The sequence below is a fragment of the Bradyrhizobium sp. CCGUVB23 genome (assembly GCF_024199885.1).
Taxonomy (GTDB): Bacteria; Pseudomonadota; Alphaproteobacteria; order Rhizobiales; family Xanthobacteraceae; genus Bradyrhizobium.
Map to the genome: position 1 here is coordinate 5,253,784 of NZ_JANADQ010000001.1, position 16,655 is coordinate 5,270,438.

The following is a 16,655-nucleotide window of genomic DNA, read 5'->3' on the forward strand; positions in this document are numbered from 1 at the left end:
CGGCGCTCCGGCTGACGGTGCCGCCTGCCTCCTCAATCCTCCGGTGGTGATTGAACGGCGAACTCACGGCTCGGCGTTTGACGCCTTTCGGAGCGGACCGGACGCTTGGCGAACCTCTCGAACGATGAGAAATAGAGCGCGATTTCGAGCGCGCCGTACAGCGCGAGTATCATCAGCGCCTTGATTGCTTCGCTAGTCATCTCGTGATCCTCCAACAGCCGATTTAAATCGGATGCCCTTCGCGTTGCGCGACCTCGGTAAGGACGTGGCTTGGGCGAGGCTCGTAGACAGTCTGAGCGGACGCTCTCACATCCATTGCCGGATGGTTCAGGCGGGCGGTCAGTGTGGTTGCCACGATGGCGATGCTGGCGAGAAGCACAGCTAGGACCACCTTCAGGTGCGTTGCCTTATCAGCTGTGTAAATCGAGTGATTCATTGCAGGCCCCTTCGTCGAGCCAAATGCGTGCTGGCGAAACCTTTTTAGAGTATCGGCGCGGCAGACGAAATTTGGGAGCTTCACCTAAGGAGGTATGCGTAGGCCGGGAAAAGAGATGGCGGCTCGCGGGATACTCGCCTGGCGAGTCACGATCGCCTGACGGTGTTCTATGTCACGCAGTATGTTTCGCCGATGTCTGAGATGGATGGGCGTCTCGGTGTGGAGTCTGACGCTGGTCCCCGGGTCGTACGGAGCCTGTTGGGGCGAGAATCTCTATACAGAGCAAGCAGAGACCCACTCGACGAAAAGGAATGGAGTTCCCTTCAGCGGCCGTCCCGGAACTCAGTACAAGCGGCTCTTCTTGCCTCGATCTGCGGGACGTTCAGCCTGCGGCCTTCATGTCTTCGGGTGACTCCACATAGAACCCCGAGTAGGTATCAACGAAGCAGAGATGGTCGTGAACTTCCTTGACGCCATTGGTGTTCTCGGCGGCGATGATTGTCGCCCGCCGCGCCTCATCGGTCGTGATGAGGCCATGCAGATGGACGGCGCCCCTGCGGACATTCACCTCAAAGCCGATCGGACGCCAGTCGGTGGCATTGACCGCACGCGTGATGCGCTCTCGAATGTGCTCGTCATCGGCAGTTGGATCGGGAATTTCATGCGCAAGGCTCGCCATGGCTTGCAGTAGATTCGTCCTCGTGACGATTCCGACCGGCGCCTTGCCACGCATCACGGGAACGCGTTTGATGTCGTGCTTTTCCATCAGGTCAACCAGATCGGACAGTGAAGTCTCTTCCTGCACGGAGACCACCCGCTGCGTCATGACATCTTCGACCTTGCGGCCGCGCTCGTGAACGAATTCGGCTGCCGCGTGTCCCGGCCCCATGAAGAACTTCAACCAAGCGGCGTGCTTGCGACCGGTGCCGATCTCGCTGCGCCGGAGGAAGTCGCTTTCCGAGACGACGCCAACGAGATTGCCGGCATCATCGATGACAGGCAGGCCGCTGATGTGCATCCGAAGCATGATCTTGGCCGCTTCTTCGATCGTGGTGTGCGGCGTCACGGCAACAACGTCTTTAGTCATGACATGATGTGCACGCATGATGTGCCCTCAATAGTCGATAACGCTTTGACTTGCATGGATGAGGCGAGGCTGCGGCTGTGGCAGCCTCGCTTCGGTGAGGCCGTCAGGCCGCCTTCACGTTAATCGTCTTGGCCGGCTTCTGCGCCTCTTCGGTCTTAGGAAGCGTGACCTTGAGTACGCCGTTCTTGAAGGTCGCCTCGATCTTGTCGGCGTTTACACCGTCCGGCAGGGTGAAATACCGTTCGAAGGTGCCATAGCGGCGCTCGGAGACGTAGTAGTCCTTCTTTTTTTCCTCGGTCTCTTCCCGCTTCTCGCCCTTGATGGTGAGAGCGCCGTTTGCGACCGTAATGTTGATGTTCTTTTCGTCGAGGCCGGGCAGCTCAGCCGTGATCTCGTACGCCTTGTCGCTTTCGGCGACATCGACAGCTGGCGCAGAGATCGACTTGGAAAAGTCGCGTTCGAGCCGCGCCAGCGATCGGAGCGGCCGATTCCAGAAGCCGCTGCCGAAATCGTCGAATATCTGGTCGATTTCGTTTCTCAGTGCCTGAAACGGCCGCCATGTCTCGCTGCCGACTGCGGGCGCGCTGGACGGTTTCATGACAGGTAATTTTGTCTCGGTTGCCATGATGATTTCTCCTTCGAGGTTTGACCATCCCGGTCGCCATGAAGAATAATCACGGCCATCGGGCGAAGGTTGATTTTGCTCAAATTCGCGAGCAGAGCAGCAAAGGTGTTTGGAGCTCAGTCGCGTTTAGATTCACTGGAAAAAGGCGGTGAGTGAGGCCTCGTTCAGCGCGGCGCGAGCTCGGCGATCAGCGCCCATCCGACGGAGCAAAATGCGGCAGCGAGACGGACATTTCTCGATCGACAGTCGAGATCATATGCGTCGGTTATGCATCCGGTCCCTCGGAACCCATTGGTCGCCAAGTTTCACGTAGGAGTGCTTCACGGCGGCCCAGGCCGTTCGGTGTGCGATCTCTTCCTGCCGGAGGTCCCCGACATGCGAGGCAAAGGATTGGTTGAACGCTTCCCGATAGATGTCCAGGCCATGAGGCGGTAAGTGGTGTCGTACTCCGGCGGGAAGATCTTCGTTTGAACGATAAGGCATCGTCACATCCTGTGACAAATCGTCCCGCCATCGCTCGGTAACTGGCCGACGCTGGAGTTTGCGGCAGGGACGTGCCGCAGCTACATCGCCATGTCGGGCTCGGGCAACCGCTCGCGCTTCGGCTCCGAAATTTCCGTCATCGTCGCCTCGGTCAGAAGAAGCACGCTTGCGACGGAAACCGCGTTTTCAAGCGCGGTCCGTACGACCTTCACCGGGTCGACGATACCGGCCTCGACGAGGTCGACATAGACCTTCCGGGCGGCATCGAAGCCGAAGTTGCCCTCGCTGGCGAGCATCCGTGCAACCACGACGCCGCCGTCAGTCGCGGAATTTTCGGCGATCTGGCGCGCGGGGGCTTCGAGTGCGCGCCGCAGGATCTGTAAGCCGGTTCGTTCGTCGCCCTCGCACGCGGCCTCCTCCTTGGCTACAGCCGCGACTGTACGAAGCAGTGCAAGGCCACCGCCCGGAACGATGCCTTCCGCGACCGCGGCTTTTGTCGAACTGATGGCGTCATCCAGCGCTTCCTTCTTCGCTTTCATCTCGGCTTCGGTCGGTGCTCCCACGCGGATCACGGCGACGCCGCCCGACAACTTGGCGAGGCGCTCCTCGAGCTTCTCGCGATCATAGTCGCTAGTGGTCTTTTCGATTTCGACGCGAATTTGAGCCAGCCGTGCGTCGATCCGGGCACGATCGCCACGACTGCCGATCAGCGTGGTATTCTCCTTATCGGCGACCACGCGTGCGGCACGCCCGAGCTGTTGCAGTGTGGCGTTTTCCAGTTTCAGGCCGATCTCCTCCGCGATCACCTGCGCGCCGGTCAGTATGGCAATGTCCTCCAGCATGGCCTTGCGTCGATCGCCGAAGCCGGGTGCCTTGACAGCGCAAGCCTTAAGCACGCCACGAAGTTGATTGACAATGAGGGTGGCGAGGGCTTCGCCCTCGATGTCCTCGGCGATGATCAGTAGCGATCGGCCGCTTTTGGCGACCTGTTCGAGCAAGGGGACCAGATCGCGCAGAGCGCCGATCTTGTGATCGCACAGCAGAACGTGGGGATCCTCCAGTACAGCTTCCATCCGGTCCGCATCCGTGACGAAATACGGCGAGAGAAATCCACGATCGAATTTCATGCCTTCGACGACGTCCAGGAGGGTTTCGGTCGTCTTGGACTCCTCGACCGAGATGACGCCGTCGCCGCCGACTTTCTCGATCGCATCTGCCACCAGCTCACCGATTGAGACATCGTTGTGCGCGGAAATCGTGGCGACCTGTACTTTCTCGGCCCTGGTCTTCACCGGCTTCGCCATGGCGTGCAAAGCCGCGATTGCAGCCTGTGTCCCACGATCGAGCCCACGCTTGAGGTCGATCGCGCTCGCGCCGGCGACGACATTCCGAACCCCGTCCGAAAGGATGGCGTGGGCAAGGATCGTCGAAGTGCTGGTGCCGTCGCCGACGACGTCGCCGGTTTTCTCGGCGGCTTGCCGCAGCACCTGAGCACCCAGGTTCTCTTCCGCATCTTTGAGGTCGAATTCCTTGGCAATGGTGACGCCATCATTGCAGACGATGGGCGCGCCCCACGCCTTCTGGATCAGAACGGACTTTGACTTCGGCCCAAGGGTTACCCGTATGGCATCCGCGAGCAGGGATGCGCCGCGCAACACCTTTTCACGGGCCGCCGAGTGAAACAGGACTTGTTTGTGCGCCATTTGAATGCCTCAGGTTTGCTGCCGTGGCCAATGTGATCTGAGCGCCAGTGTGTATGAGTATGCTTGGCTCAACTTGATCCTGGTCAACGTGAACGCCCCTTTGCAGTCAGCCAGCGGAAAGGTTCCGAGCGGAGTATTGACGTAGCGCAATCTGCCCAAGGCATTGGTGCGGCATTCTGGCCGAGGCGTGAAATGTAAGACGCCGATCGGTTTTGCGATGTGCACGGCGCGGTCATGGTCGAACAAGCACTCCCATTCCCAAAGCAGAGAAGTTCGAGCCGGTTCTCTGCCGCGTCGGCCTGGTCGGGCTTCATTGCTCACAGATGGTTTATCCTGACGGCCATCGTGTTGGTGGGCCTTGGGGCCTGGCAGGGCGTCCGGGGGGTGCTTGGTCCTGCCGTCGTGGTCGACCAAGTCACGCGCGGCCGCCTGATCGAATCCGTGGTGGCGAGCGGGCATGTCGAGACACCGTACCGGGTCGAGATCGGCAGCCAGATCACGGGCACGGTGGAAGAAGTGCTGGTGCAGGAGGGCGAGAAGGTCATCAAGGGCCAGCCGCTGATTGCGCTGGAAGCGCGCGAACTGAAAGCGACCGTGGTGCAGGCGCGGGGTGCGGTGGCCCAGGCGGAGGCGCGGATAAGGCAGCTTGAGGAGCTGACGCTTCCGTCGGCCAAGGAAGCGCTGACACAGGCCCAAGCAACGCTTCTGAATGCCCAACAAACCTATGACCGCACGGCGCAGCTCGAGCGCAACGGCTATGCGACACGGGCCGCCTTAGATGACGCGCAGAAAACGCTTGACGTCGCCCGCGCCGTGAAGCGCGCGGCGGAGTTCCAGGTCTATACCGCCAGCCCTGGCGGCAGCGACTATGTCATGGCTCAGACACAGCTCAATCAGGCGCGGGCCAACCTGGACACGGCGGAATCCCGACTTGGTTACGCCACGATTGCCGCGCCCCGCGATGGCGTTCTCATCACCCGGAGCGTCGAGCGCGGCACCGTGGTGCAGGCGGGAAAGGCCCTGCTCGTGCTCGCGCCACTAGGCGAACTTCAATTGGTGCTTCAGATCGATGAACGAAACCTCGGCAAGCTCGCCCTGGGACAGAAGGCGGTGGCCTCCGCAGATGCCTATCCCGACCGGCATTTTGCCGCCACAGTTACCTACATCAACCCTGGCGTCGACATTTCCCGCGCGACCGTCGAGGTGAAGCTGACTGTGGTGGAACCGCCCGACTACCTGCGTCAGGACATGACGGTCTCGGTCGATATCGAGGTGGCCGCGAAGGACAACGCGGAGGTCCTTCCCGTGCGCTCGGTGCACGACATCCTCTCCGGGCAACCCTGGGTTCTGACCATCAGGGGTGGCAGGGCCGCCAAGCGCCCGGTGAAGCTGGGCCTGCGCGGCAACAGCCAGATCGAGATCGTCGAAGGGCTTGAGCCGGGCGATATCGGAATCCCGCAGAGCTCCGGTGTATTGACCGGGCAGCGCGTACGGCCCGTCCTGCCATGAACCACTGGCTCCCATTCGAGTGGATTGCAGCCGTGCGCTTCCTACGCGAGGGAAGGTTACAGACCATCTTTATCATCGGCGGGATATCGATCGGCGTTGGCGTGATTGTCTTCATGTCGGCGATGCTCGCGGGCCTGGAGGCAAATTTCATCAAGCGCGTGCTGACGTCACAGCCGCAAATCCAGCTTCTCACGCCGGATCAGGTGGCGCGTCCCCAGCGCAACGCAGTCGGCGAGATCGAGGATGCGGTGGTGCAGCGGCCGAGCCAGCGGGTGATCTCGATCGACCAATGGCCGAAAATCAGGAGCCAGATGCTTGCGATGCCCGAGGTCACTGCGGTTTCTCCCACCATCACCGGCTCGGTTCTTGCGGTCCGTGGAGACGCCAGCCGTGCGGTGACGTTGACGGGAATCGAACCGGAGACGTACTTCAGCATTGTCAGGGTGCCGGACTACATCGCCGTCGGCGAGGCGCGGCTAACCAGTGAAGACGTTATCATCGGCACCGAGCTCGCGAAGAATCTCGGCGCGACCGTCGGAGACAAGCTGAACCTGCAGGCGGCTGCTGGCGCCAATCGGGTGCTGACGATCTCCGGGCTGGTTGATTTCGGCAACAAGAGCGTCAATCAGCGTGTGACTTTCGTCGCGCTGCGGACCGGGCAGTCTCTGCTGGGTATGATCGGCGGCGTCACCACTATCGACATGGCGATCAAGGACATCTATGCGGCTGAGATCATCGCGCGGCAGATCCAGGCGGCGACAGCCGTCGAGGCCGATAGTTGGATTGCCACCAATGCGCAGTTCTTTACCGCGGTCCAGGCGCAGATCTACACGAACACCTTGATCCGAATCTTCGTCGGTTTATCTGTGGCCTTCGGTATCGCCGCGGTTCTCATCGTCTCGGTCATTCAACGCTCCAAGGAGATCGGCATCTTGCGGGCAATGGGCACGTCGCGCGGACAGATCCTGCGGGTGTTCCTGCTCCAGGGCGCGATGCTCGGCTTTATAGGCTCTCTGTTTGGCGCGGCGATGGGGGCCTTCGCGCTGGTCTATTGGCATGCAGTGGCTCGCCAGGCCGATGGCACGGAATTCTTTCCGCTGATCCTCGAGCGAAGCCTTTTCATCTACACGGCGTTACTTGCCACCGTCACGGGCTTGCTGTCCGCGATGGCGCCGGCGGTGCGGGCCGCGAAACTCGATCCGGTGGTGGCGATCCGTGGCTGACGCGATCCTGAAGCTCGAGGGCGTCTGCAAGGCCTACAATGTCGGCTTGCTCACCGAGGTCGAGGTCCTGCATGACATCGACCTCGAGCTCGATCATGGCGAGTTTCTGGCTCTGATCGGGCCATCCGGCTCCGGCAAGAGTACGCTGCTCAATATCGTCGGCCTGCTCGATCGGCCGACGTCCGGCCGGCTCCTGATCAAGGGGCGGGATACGGCGTTGCTCGGTGACGACGAACTCACGCATCTGCGAGGTCACACCATCGGCTTCGTATTTCAGTCTCATCTGCTGATTTCGGCGTTCACCGCGCGCGAGAATATCATGATGCCGATGCTGGCAGATCGTGGTTTTCCAAGTACGGAGATCGAGGCCCGGGCTGAGCATCTCTTGATCCAGGTGGGCCTCGAGAAGTTTGGAAGAAACCTTGCCAACAACATGTCGGGCGGCCAGCAGCAGCGGGTGGCGGTAGCTAGGGCACTCGCCATGAATCCGGATCTCGTGCTGGCGGACGAACCGACCGGTAACCTGGATACGAAGTCTGCCGATGCCGTCTTTGAGCTGATGCGACGGGTCAACCGGGAGAGTGGCACGAGCTTTCTGCTCGTCACCCATAACCTGGACCTTGCGCGCCGATGCGATCGCATCATTCAGGTGGTCGACGGCCGGATCGCGGACCAATGAACGCTGCAAGGCGGCGCATAAGGACCGGTCGAAAGGACCGCTTAACCGTGCCGGCGAAATGCGCTTTCTGCCCTTTCGAGCAGCTTCCGTTTCTTGGCACGATAGCGAGGTGGTCGACCATCGCCGGCGCATTTGAAACGTCTCAGGTCGCGAAGATCGCCTAACGTTGCATGCGCTTGCTTGGCGGTCTCTCGAAACTCCAAGTCCTGGAGACTCAAGCCCACCCCGAGCTTCAGGAGGGAATCAACGACGTAGCGATAGCGCTTGCACTTCAGCCTTAGGCGATGCTGCCGCGTTCGCCCCAATTGTTGGAGATGCCGACCCGTCCGCTCAATCTCGTCCCGCCATTCAAGCAGACGCGCTTCGCTAAACATGCCCACGTCGCCAGATTGAGGTCCCTCGCTGCTCACCTGAGGCTGATGGGTCTGCCGGTCGATATCGTGCATCAGCCGGTGGTAACGCGCAGAATGAAGATCGACAGCCAATTTGCGATAACTCTTGGTTCGCTCTCGTTCGATCGGTCGAAAACTTGTTCGCGCCCACCTACGATAGCGTCGCCGCCTTGCGTACTGGAGCAGGACATCCTGATCGCGGGCCTGCCCAAGACGCGAGTTCAACCACCGAGCGTAGCGTCTGGTCCGGCGCCAACCCGCTTTCGTGAGGATGGGCGAAAAGAACAGTAGGACTGCGCGGAATCGCGTAAGCTCGATACGCATCTTATGGACTGCGTCGGCGTCACCATCGGCGGCCGCGGTTCGGCAGCGCTGCATGGTATGGATGCATCCCTTTACGATGCACCGGAACGCCGTCTCGCAATCGATTCTGTCTGGTTTGGCGAGCAGGCGAGCCGTCTGGTTTAGGAGCGAAGCATTCCGTTCCATCGAACGAAATCCTGCTGAGTACTTTTCATGAGAGGTTTTGTTATTATGCTTTCGCGGTCGTCGGTGTTGACCTGAATCAAGCAGAACCCGCTGTCTCCGAATACCATTTATTTGTATGGCCATGGGAGGAGCAGGTGGAATCCGATCAAGTTTCGCGGAAGCAGACCATAGCGATGGGCATCATTTTCGCGGGCGGCATGCTCCTCGCGGTCGTTCAGTTCGTACTGTCGACGTACAATTCAATCGAAACCATTCCCTACAGCCAGTTTGAACAATTGCTCGCGCAAGACAAGATCGCCGAGGTTTCAGTCGGGCAGGATACGATAAACGGAAAATTAAGAGAGCCTCTTGCGAGTGGAAGATCCGCATTCGTTACCGCGCGTGTGGATATGGCCTTGGCTGAAAGGCTCGCAGCAAAGGGCGTGAGTGTTACTGGCGTTCCTGGGAATGGTGTACTGCAAACGCTGCTGTCCTGGGTATTTCCAGTCATCGTCTTCTTCGTGATCTGGTTCTGGATCGGTCGCAGTATGGGCGGCCGCCAGGGTTTCGGGGGGCTTATGGCGATCAGTAAGTCACGTGCAAAAGTGTATGTCGAGAAGGACACAAAGGTTACCTTTGCGGACGTTGCCGGGGTGGACGAGGCGAAGTTCGAGCTCCAGGAAGTGGTCTCGTTTCTCAAGGACCCCACGAGCTATGGCCGGCTGGGAGCGCACGTGCCAAAGGGAATTTTGCTTGTGGGACCGCCGGGGACGGGGAAGACCCTGCTCGCCCGAGCCGTCGCGGGAGAGGCCGGCGTTCCCTTCTTCTCGATCTCGGGCTCGGAATTCGTCGAGATGTTCGTTGGCGTTGGCGCAGCGCGCGTTCGGGACCTATTCGAACAGGCCCGCAAGGCGGCACCATGCATCATCTTCGTCGACGAACTCGATGCGCTGGGCCGCAGCCGCGGGCCGGGGTCGTTCGGTGGCTACGACGAAAAGGAGCAGACCCTCAACCAGCTCCTGTCGGAGCTTGATGGCTTCGACCCGAGTGCCGGCGTCATCCTGCTGGCCGCCACCAACCGCCCCGAGATCCTGGATCCCGCACTGCTGCGGGCGGGCAGGTTCGATCGACAGGTCCTTGTCGACCGACCGGATAAGGGCGGGCGCATTGCCATTCTCAAGGTGCACGTCCGCAAGATCCGTATGGGCAAGGATGTCGACCTCGACAAGGTGGCTGGATTGACGACCGGTTTCACTGGGGCTGATCTCGCAAACCTGATCAACGAAGCTGCGATCGCCGCGACCAGACGGAGCGGCGAGCAGGTCACGTTCACCGATTTTGTCACGGCGATCGAGCGGATAGTGGCCGGGATTGAGAAGAAGAGCAGGGTGCTCAGCAAGGGCGAGCGCCGGAGGGTAGCCTATCACGAAATGGGGCACGCCCTCGTCGCGGCCAGCCTGCCCGGCGTCGACCCTGTGCAGAAGGTTTCGATCATTCCGCGCGGGATCGGCGCGCTGGGGTACACCATCCAGCGCCCGACCGAGGACCGGTTCTTGCTTACAGTCGACGAACTGAAGAACCGCATCACTGTGCTGATGGGAGGACGCGCGTCGGAACGCCTTATTTTCGACGGGGCCATTTCGACCGGCGCCGCCGATGATCTTCAACGCGCGACGGAAGTTGCCATCGAGATGGTGACGAAGTACGGCATGGACGAGACAGTAGGGCAGCGCACCTACGCGCCCAAGCCGCAAACGTTTCTCGCGGCGACCCAGGATGCGGTCGCTGCCGCTGCGGAGGCGACTGGCCGCGAGATTGATCTCGCCGTACGGAACCTGATCGAGGAGGGCGACCGTCGCGCCCGGGATATCCTGCAGCATCGGCGTGACGACCTCGACGCCGGTGTTGAACTCTTGATCGCAAATGAAACAGTCACGTCCGAGCAGTTTGCGCCACTGCTGGGCACGTACACCAAGGAACGCGAGCCGGTCGCCGCGTGATCGCGGCAGGATCCTCGGCTCGCATTTATGCCCGAAAGAGTGAGCTGGTAGCCGAATTTTTCGAATTCAGCCCGCGGAACGCAGCAGCGGCTCCCGACGCGCGTTGGCAGGTGGCTCCTGCCGAACAACGACATCGTGCCAAAGCTTTGCGACGCTCGCTTGTGTTTCGGGCGCCAGGAAGCAATGACCTTCGTTATCCAAGTCGCAGAAGCGGACGCCTGGATCACCACGCAGTTCAGCAAGAGTGGCGTTGATGGCGTCAAGCCCGGTCATTACCTGCTCGATACTCTGCAGTTTGCTGTTGTGCAAAATATCCATCAGTCGGAAACTCTTGACCGGCGGATTTCCGAAAGCGATGCCGGGCTGCCTGAACTCGAATAGCGCGCTGAGGGCAACAGGCATTCCCCGCAATCGGCCAAAGATCGCCGCCATTTCGTCTTCGCTGCAGATCGCTGGATGAGCGGAGCGTGGGGGCGACGAAGCCGGAGTCTGCGGCGCCAGGCGGAGGCCGGCGATGACCTCGCGTTCAATCCACCGTCGCACCTCAATTGGCGCATTTGAAATCTGATCTGCGGTCAATGTGATTCCGATCATGGTGAACTCCCATTTTAATAAGCATAGGACGCCGTGGTGCGAACGATGTTGATATCAATCAATTGTGGAGAGGCATGACGCGACGCGAAGATTGTCGCGCAGGTCGCTGATTGATTCACGCGCTTGCGTCTCGCTGAGGCTCTATTTTCGGCAAACTCGAGTTGCTCCAGATCGTGGCGGAGCCGGTCTTCTTCGGCGATCAGCATCTTGGTGATTGTGCTTCGGCCATCAGGCGTCAGATCACCGTCGCTCAACCGCGTGATGAAATGATCAGCGTTGGCCCGAGCGATATACCGATCCATGGCGTACTCCCCATGAATGTCCAACCTCAACGAGCGATCCGAGGCGAGCACCAATCAACTCGCTGTCGTGCAGTGCTTGGCCTGTGCAAGGATTCACCTCGTCAACGTGACGACGGGCCAGCCTTCGCGCGATCCAGGCGCGAAGGAAATTAGTTCGGCTAGGTCGCACTTGATCCGGATCAAGTCCGCACCGAGCGGTGCTGTTAGTTTTCGCCTTACGTAACCCGACCCCACGGTTACGCCCCCAAGTTGCCGCCGAGATCCAATCCCCCCCTGGGCTCGGCGGCTCATTACTTCCGGGTTGATGAGCTTGACCAACCCTAGCGAGCGGGCAGCGGGAATGAGTCAATGTGCACCTATTACTTCGACATGAAGGACGGCGTGCCAGCCCGGGACAAGTCAGGCCTGGAGTTGTGAGTGATGGCGCCGCCATCGCGCATAGCAAGAGCCTCGCGGACAAAGTGCGCAGAGAGAAACCGAAAGGCCATCCGGAACTCCGGATCGTCGTCACCGATGAGAGCGGCCGGGAAGTTCATCGCGAGCAAATCTATCCGCCGGGGACCTGACCGCGTTGAGCGCGAACGTCGAGCCGGCCACTAGTTCAACCGGCCGTCTCCCTCAAGACGAAAAGCCGAGCCCGCAGCTGTCCGATGCGATGAACGATCTCGGCATCGGCTGATGTCGCATCGAGCCCAACTCACTTCTTCTGAGCTTTTCCCATTGGTGCGAATATCTGGTTGGCAGTCGGCTGCTGATCGGTCGGTACGCCTATTGCGATGAAGCTGCGCTCCAGTGAGGTATGGCAGGCATTACAGCCGTCCGTCAGCCCGCGCATGGAAGCGGCGAACTTGCGGACGTCTCTCATTTCGATCGCGTCCGCTATTGCGAGTAGCGGTTTTTCCATCGTGGTCACGTTGCTCACGGGAATGCCCGGGTAGAATACGGCAGCTTGGGCAAGACTATCCGTCAACTGACGCAATTCGTACGCAGCCAGCTCCCAGTTCTTCGACTTGCCTGCGAACCACAATTTCAGATGCTGAAGCTGCGCCGCACTCATGATTTCGGCCAAACGAGGCGCATACTGTCTGACGCTCGGGGAGGGCTGGAAGTCCGATTGGCCAGTTGCGGCTGTGCCCGCCAACGCCGAGATGGCAAAAGCCACGCAGAGTTTCCGTAGAGTCATCCAGCCATCCTCCAGAAATCGGCCCTCATTGCTCCAGCGTCCTCAGGAAGGCCATGAAATCGCCGACTTGATCGGAATCGAAACGAAACTCCGGCATTGTCGGATGCCCAGTGACGATGCCCTCGGCCAGGGCCTCTTGCAGCATCTCGATCGGATATCGTTCGTGTAGCGTCCTGAACGGGGGAGCGATCTTGAGTGGACTGGGACTGACCTTGTCGGTCGCGTGGCACTTGGCACAATACAGTAGCGCGAGCCGCCGCCCTTGCTCGATGCTCGAAGCCCTAGTTGGGCCTGCGGAGAGAAGTAAAGCCGCGCCGAGAACGGCGCCTGCTATAGCGCGCTCAGTTCGGAGAAGTGTCCTCACGTCGCGCTCCATCAGTGCGACATCAGGACAGGAACAGTCATACTGCGGAACATCTCCCGCGTAACGCCGCCGAACACCGTTTCCTGAAGCCGAGAATGCCCGTAGCCACCCATAACCAAGAGGTCGAGGCCTTCGTCCGCAGCGATCGACAGGATGCTCGACTGCAGATTGCCACGGTCGGACTGAAGCGAAATGGCTTTCGTCGGCAGGCCCTTCCGCGCGAGGTGTCTCGCGAGCCGTTCGGGCGATGCATCGGCCGGTACCTCGGAAGCGTTGAGGCTGATGGTCGTCAGGGCATCTGCTTCGGTAATGAATGGCATCGCGTCCCGCAAAGCGCGAGCGGCTAGGCGGCTGCCGTCCCAGCAGATGCCGATGCGTGACGCCTTAAACGCGCCACGGAAGGTGTAGGGGATGAATAGCACCGGCCCACCCGCCTGCAAGAGAAGCTCCTGTGGGAGCTGGTTGTCGAACGTTTCGACGTCCGAATTCCCTTGGGACACGACCGTCAAATCATGGAGGCGCGCCGCCGCACCAACCCTCGAAATGGTCTCCGCGATAGATTCGCTCAGTGCGTATTTTCCATAGGTAATCTTCGCGTTCTTCGCTTCGACCTCGAAAATGCGCAATGCGGCGTCTGCCCGTTCCAGCGCGCGTTCGTACTCGAATTGCAGAGACGATGCGATGGCTGCTCCGCCTTCCGCAACAAATGGTACGTTCGTCGAAGCATATCCGGTTGCGATTGCGTCCAGGTGTGCGCCGGCGGTCATCGCCAGGGAAACGGATGCGTCGATGGCGGGCCGGGGCGACCGCTCCGTAGGAATGTGTACCAGTAGGTCTTTGAACATGCGTGCCTCCCGCTCCGATGTCTGGGTTCAAGAGCAGCACATGTCGCCGCCGAGCATCTTGACGCACGTCAAAGCGGGAGCGAACGCGCCGGACATCGTTTCGGCAACGAGGCGGGAGCTTTTGATCGGTCATCGATCGTCAACGCTCTCAAACCGCCGAGCCGTCCACTCGCGGGCCTTACGGGTTTGAGACGGCGAGGCGCTTGGCAATCTCCGCCGAGATGAGATAAGAAGCCGCGATAGCGAGTATCGTCGCAAGCATCGCCGCAGAAGGCGCGGTGAAGCCGAATAGTCCTCCCCATGGGCCGAGGGCAAGCCCCACACCGCCGATGAGTGCGCCAAGAGATGTGGCGATGAGGATGATGTGAGGGCGATTCGCGCGCCACGGTCTCCAGCGAGACCTGATCACGAAGATCACCAGGATTTGCGTGGATATTGATTCGACGAACCATCCGGTCTGAAACAGTGCCGCATCCGCTTCAAACAGCTTGAGAAGTACGGCGAAGGTAACCACGTCAAACAGGGAGGAGACCATGCCCATGACGATCGTGAAGCGAAGGATATTTGCCATGTTCCAGGCTTCCGGGCGGGCAACGTCCTCGCGGTCGACCTCATCGAAAGGGATGCCAATTTCGGAGCAATCGTAGATCAGGTTGTTCAACAGGATCTGCAATGGCAGCAACGGCAGAAATGGAAGCACGATCGAGGCCAGGGCCATCGAAAGCATGTTGCCAAAATTCGAGCTCGTTCCCATTCGAACATACTTCAGTATGTTGGCAAAGGTTCTGCGGCCTTCGCGCACACCAGCCGCAAGGACTGAAAGGTCGGGAGCCAGCAGGATCATGTCGGCGGCCGCGCGGGCGACTTCGGTAGCGCCCGTGACGGATATGCCCACGTGAGCTGCATGGATCGCTGGGGCATCGTTGACGCCGTCTCCCATAAAGCCGACCACGTGATCGCGATGGCGGAGTGCGGCAATGATCCGTCGCTTCTGATCAGGATCAATGCGGGCAAACAGATCGATGTCATCGACCTTGGCCACGAGCGCGGCGTCGGTGAATTCGGAGATCTCGGCGCCCGTCATGATACGATCCGTCTGAAGACCTACCGATCGCGCAACGTGCGAGACAACTGCTCCGTGGTCACCCGAGAGAATCTTTATCGTCACGCCGAGCGAGGTGAGGGCGTTGATGGCCGAAGCCGCATCCTGCTTCGGTGGATCGGCGAAAACACAGAACCCAATCATGGTCAAATCCGCCTCGTCGCCGACGGCAATTGTCTGCTGCCCGGGCGAAATGGATTTCACGGCGACGGCAAGAAGCCGGAAACCGTCGCGAGCATATCGATCCTGGATCTCTCCCATTTTCTGCTGCAAGGCGTCGTCGAGCGGATGGGCCAGACCGTCGATGTCTACGGCGTCGCAGCGGACCAGGATGGATTCCGGCGCCCCTTTTGCGATCAGCATCTGCGCGCCGTTCCGCGCTACCAGAACTGAGAGGCACCTTCGCTCGAAGTCGAACGGCACTTCCGAGAGCCGAACCCAGCCATCTATGCCGTCGCTCCTCGCTGATAGTATCGCCTCGTCGAGGGGACTTCTGACGCCGGCCTGGAAGGCGCTGTTGAGATAAGCGAGGCTCAGGACGCGATCGCTGGATCGCCCCTTGGGATCGACGTGCGCCTCGAGCGTGATTTTGGCCTCCGTCAGCGTACCGGTCTTGTCGACGCAAAGCGTGTCCATCGCACCCAGATCGTGAATCGCGGACAGTCGCTTGACGATGACCTTTCTGTCGGCCATGCGCAGCGCGCCGCGGGCGAGCGTCACCGTCATAACCATGGGCAATAGCTCGGGCGTCAAGCCCACAGCGAGTGCGACCGCGAACAGGAAGGACTCCATTGCGGGTCGTTGCGCGAAGAGACGAGCCATCAGGACAAAGAGAGTGAGAAACAGCGTTAGCCGAAGGATTAGCAGTCCAAGCTTCCGCACGCCCTGTTCAAGAGCTGTTGGTGGGGCATTGGCCGCCAGTGCCGCAGCGATCGCGCCAAAGCGCGTCTGACCTCCAGTCCTCACGACCAACATCTTCCCGCTTCCGCCCACGGTGCTCGTTCCGGCAAACAGCGCATTCGTAGCTTCCGCGGGCAATGCTGCTGGGCAGGGGGCATCCGTCTTGAGGGCCGGAAACGGCTCGCCCGTCATCAGAGCCTCGTTGACCTGCAATTCCTGGGCCTCAAGGACAATGCCGTCGGCTGGTATGAGATCGCCGATACGGAGCTTTACGACGTCTCCCGGGACGAGGGCGGTCACCGGTATCGCAACGTCCTTACCATCCCGGACGGCGTCGGCCTGAATTGCGACCGAATCCCGCAACGCCTCTGCCGTCAGCTCGGCGCGATGTTCCTGAATGATGTCCAGAGTGAGGGATAGAGACAGCACGGTTGCGATGATGGCGAAACTGCCAACGTCGCCGCTTACCCCGGATACGAGTGCGGCCGCCAGTAGCATTGCAATCAACGGATTCCAAAGGCGTTGGCCGAGCTTGCGCAGGACCGAACGGCTTTGAGAGGCGTCAGCACGGTTGGCTCCGAAGATCGCCAGGCGCCGGTCCGCTTCGGCCTGCGATAGGCCGTCCGGTCCGGAGCCGAGCGCATGGTAGAGGACGTCCTTTGGCGTTTGCCAGAACTCGGCAGGAGCCAAAGCCTTGGCCGCGTTGGGCTGCTCGATCATTGACGGGCTCGCCGGTCTATTAGGTCACTTGGGCCAGGCG

The 16,655-nt window shown here is 60.4% G+C and carries 16 protein-coding genes; 4 read left to right on the forward strand and 12 right to left on the reverse strand.

The features are described 5' to 3' along the window. Positions 1-32 precede the first annotated feature (32 nt). From NLN62_RS24370 to groL, 5 genes are all read right to left on the reverse strand, one after another. On the reverse strand, positions 33-200 hold the full coding sequence (locus tag NLN62_RS24370) for a hypothetical protein (RefSeq protein ID WP_254110501.1): 168 nt from the start codon (positions 198-200) through the stop codon (positions 33-35). A gap of 618 nt (positions 201-818) precedes the next feature. Next, entirely contained in the window at positions 819-1,541 is a 723-nt protein-coding gene (locus NLN62_RS24375) for a CBS domain-containing protein (protein WP_254110502.1), read from the reverse strand. 85 nt (positions 1,542-1,626) lie between these two features. After that, the gene (locus NLN62_RS24380) at positions 1,627-2,148 is read right to left on the reverse strand and encodes an Hsp20/alpha crystallin family protein (RefSeq protein WP_254110503.1); all 522 of its coding nucleotides are present in this window, start codon (positions 2,146-2,148) and stop codon (positions 1,627-1,629) included. A 252-nt stretch (positions 2,149-2,400) separates the two neighbouring features. Continuing rightward, positions 2,401-2,631, reverse strand: coding sequence for a ChaB family protein (locus NLN62_RS24385; RefSeq protein WP_254110504.1), 231 nt, complete (start codon positions 2,629-2,631; stop codon positions 2,401-2,403). Between the two features lie 80 nt (positions 2,632-2,711). Next, entirely contained in the window at positions 2,712-4,334 is a 1,623-nt protein-coding gene (groL, locus tag NLN62_RS24390; protein WP_254110505.1) for a chaperonin GroEL, read from the reverse strand. A 234-nt stretch (positions 4,335-4,568) separates the two neighbouring features. Here groL and NLN62_RS24395 point away from each other — a divergent pair, with 234 nt between their 5' ends. From NLN62_RS24395 to NLN62_RS24405, 3 genes are read left to right on the forward strand one after another with little or no spacing between them, the layout of a single operon-like run. After that, positions 4,569-5,843 carry an efflux RND transporter periplasmic adaptor subunit gene (locus NLN62_RS24395; protein WP_254110506.1) on the forward strand — a complete coding sequence of 425 codons (1,275 nt, stop codon included), beginning with the start codon at positions 4,569-4,571 and terminating at the stop codon, positions 5,841-5,843. Then, complete coding sequence (locus NLN62_RS24400; protein WP_254110507.1) at positions 5,840-7,066, forward strand: ABC transporter permease; 1,227 nt, start codon at positions 5,840-5,842, stop codon at positions 7,064-7,066. The genes NLN62_RS24395 and NLN62_RS24400 overlap by 4 nt, the downstream gene beginning before the upstream one ends. Then, positions 7,059-7,745 (forward strand): ABC transporter ATP-binding protein, encoded by a 687-nt coding sequence (locus tag NLN62_RS24405; RefSeq protein ID WP_254110508.1) that lies wholly within the window; start codon positions 7,059-7,061, stop codon positions 7,743-7,745. The genes NLN62_RS24400 and NLN62_RS24405 overlap by 8 nt, the downstream gene beginning before the upstream one ends. Positions 7,746-7,786: 41 nt before the next feature. Here NLN62_RS24405 and NLN62_RS24410 read toward each other — a convergent pair whose 3' ends face one another. Continuing rightward, positions 7,787-8,749 (reverse strand): CHAD domain-containing protein, encoded by a 963-nt coding sequence (locus NLN62_RS24410; protein WP_371933019.1) that lies wholly within the window; start codon positions 8,747-8,749, stop codon positions 7,787-7,789. Between the two features lie 11 nt (positions 8,750-8,760). Between NLN62_RS24410 and ftsH the strand changes: the two genes are divergently transcribed. Then, positions 8,761-10,605 carry an ATP-dependent zinc metalloprotease FtsH gene (gene ftsH / locus NLN62_RS24415; RefSeq protein ID WP_254110509.1) on the forward strand — a complete coding sequence of 615 codons (1,845 nt, stop codon included), beginning with the start codon at positions 8,761-8,763 and terminating at the stop codon, positions 10,603-10,605. Positions 10,606-10,671: 66 nt separating this feature from the next. On the opposite strand, the gene NLN62_RS24420 is transcribed toward ftsH, so the two are convergent. From NLN62_RS24420 to mgtA, 6 genes are all read right to left on the reverse strand, one after another. After that, complete coding sequence (locus NLN62_RS24420; RefSeq protein ID WP_254110510.1) at positions 10,672-11,199, reverse strand: hypothetical protein; 528 nt, start codon at positions 11,197-11,199, stop codon at positions 10,672-10,674. A 14-nt stretch (positions 11,200-11,213) separates the two neighbouring features. After that, positions 11,214-11,501, reverse strand: a complete 288-nt coding sequence (locus NLN62_RS24425; RefSeq protein ID WP_254110511.1) for a hypothetical protein — start codon at positions 11,499-11,501, stop codon at positions 11,214-11,216. Positions 11,502-12,198: 697 nt separating this feature from the next. Further along, the gene (locus NLN62_RS24435) at positions 12,199-12,663 is read right to left on the reverse strand and encodes a hypothetical protein (RefSeq protein WP_254110512.1); all 465 of its coding nucleotides are present in this window, start codon (positions 12,661-12,663) and stop codon (positions 12,199-12,201) included. A gap of 46 nt (positions 12,664-12,709) precedes the next feature. Continuing rightward, positions 12,710-12,955 carry a cytochrome c gene (locus NLN62_RS24440; RefSeq protein ID WP_371933135.1) on the reverse strand — a complete coding sequence of 82 codons (246 nt, stop codon included), beginning with the start codon at positions 12,953-12,955 and terminating at the stop codon, positions 12,710-12,712. A gap of 104 nt (positions 12,956-13,059) precedes the next feature. Continuing rightward, positions 13,060-13,893 (reverse strand): universal stress protein, encoded by an 834-nt coding sequence (locus NLN62_RS24445; protein WP_254110514.1) that lies wholly within the window; start codon positions 13,891-13,893, stop codon positions 13,060-13,062. Positions 13,894-14,071: 178 nt separating this feature from the next. Further along, positions 14,072-16,615: a magnesium-translocating P-type ATPase gene (gene mgtA / locus NLN62_RS24450; protein WP_254110515.1), complete on the reverse strand. Its 2,544-nt coding sequence runs from the start codon at positions 16,613-16,615 to the stop codon at positions 14,072-14,074. Positions 16,616-16,655: the final 40 nt, after the last annotated feature.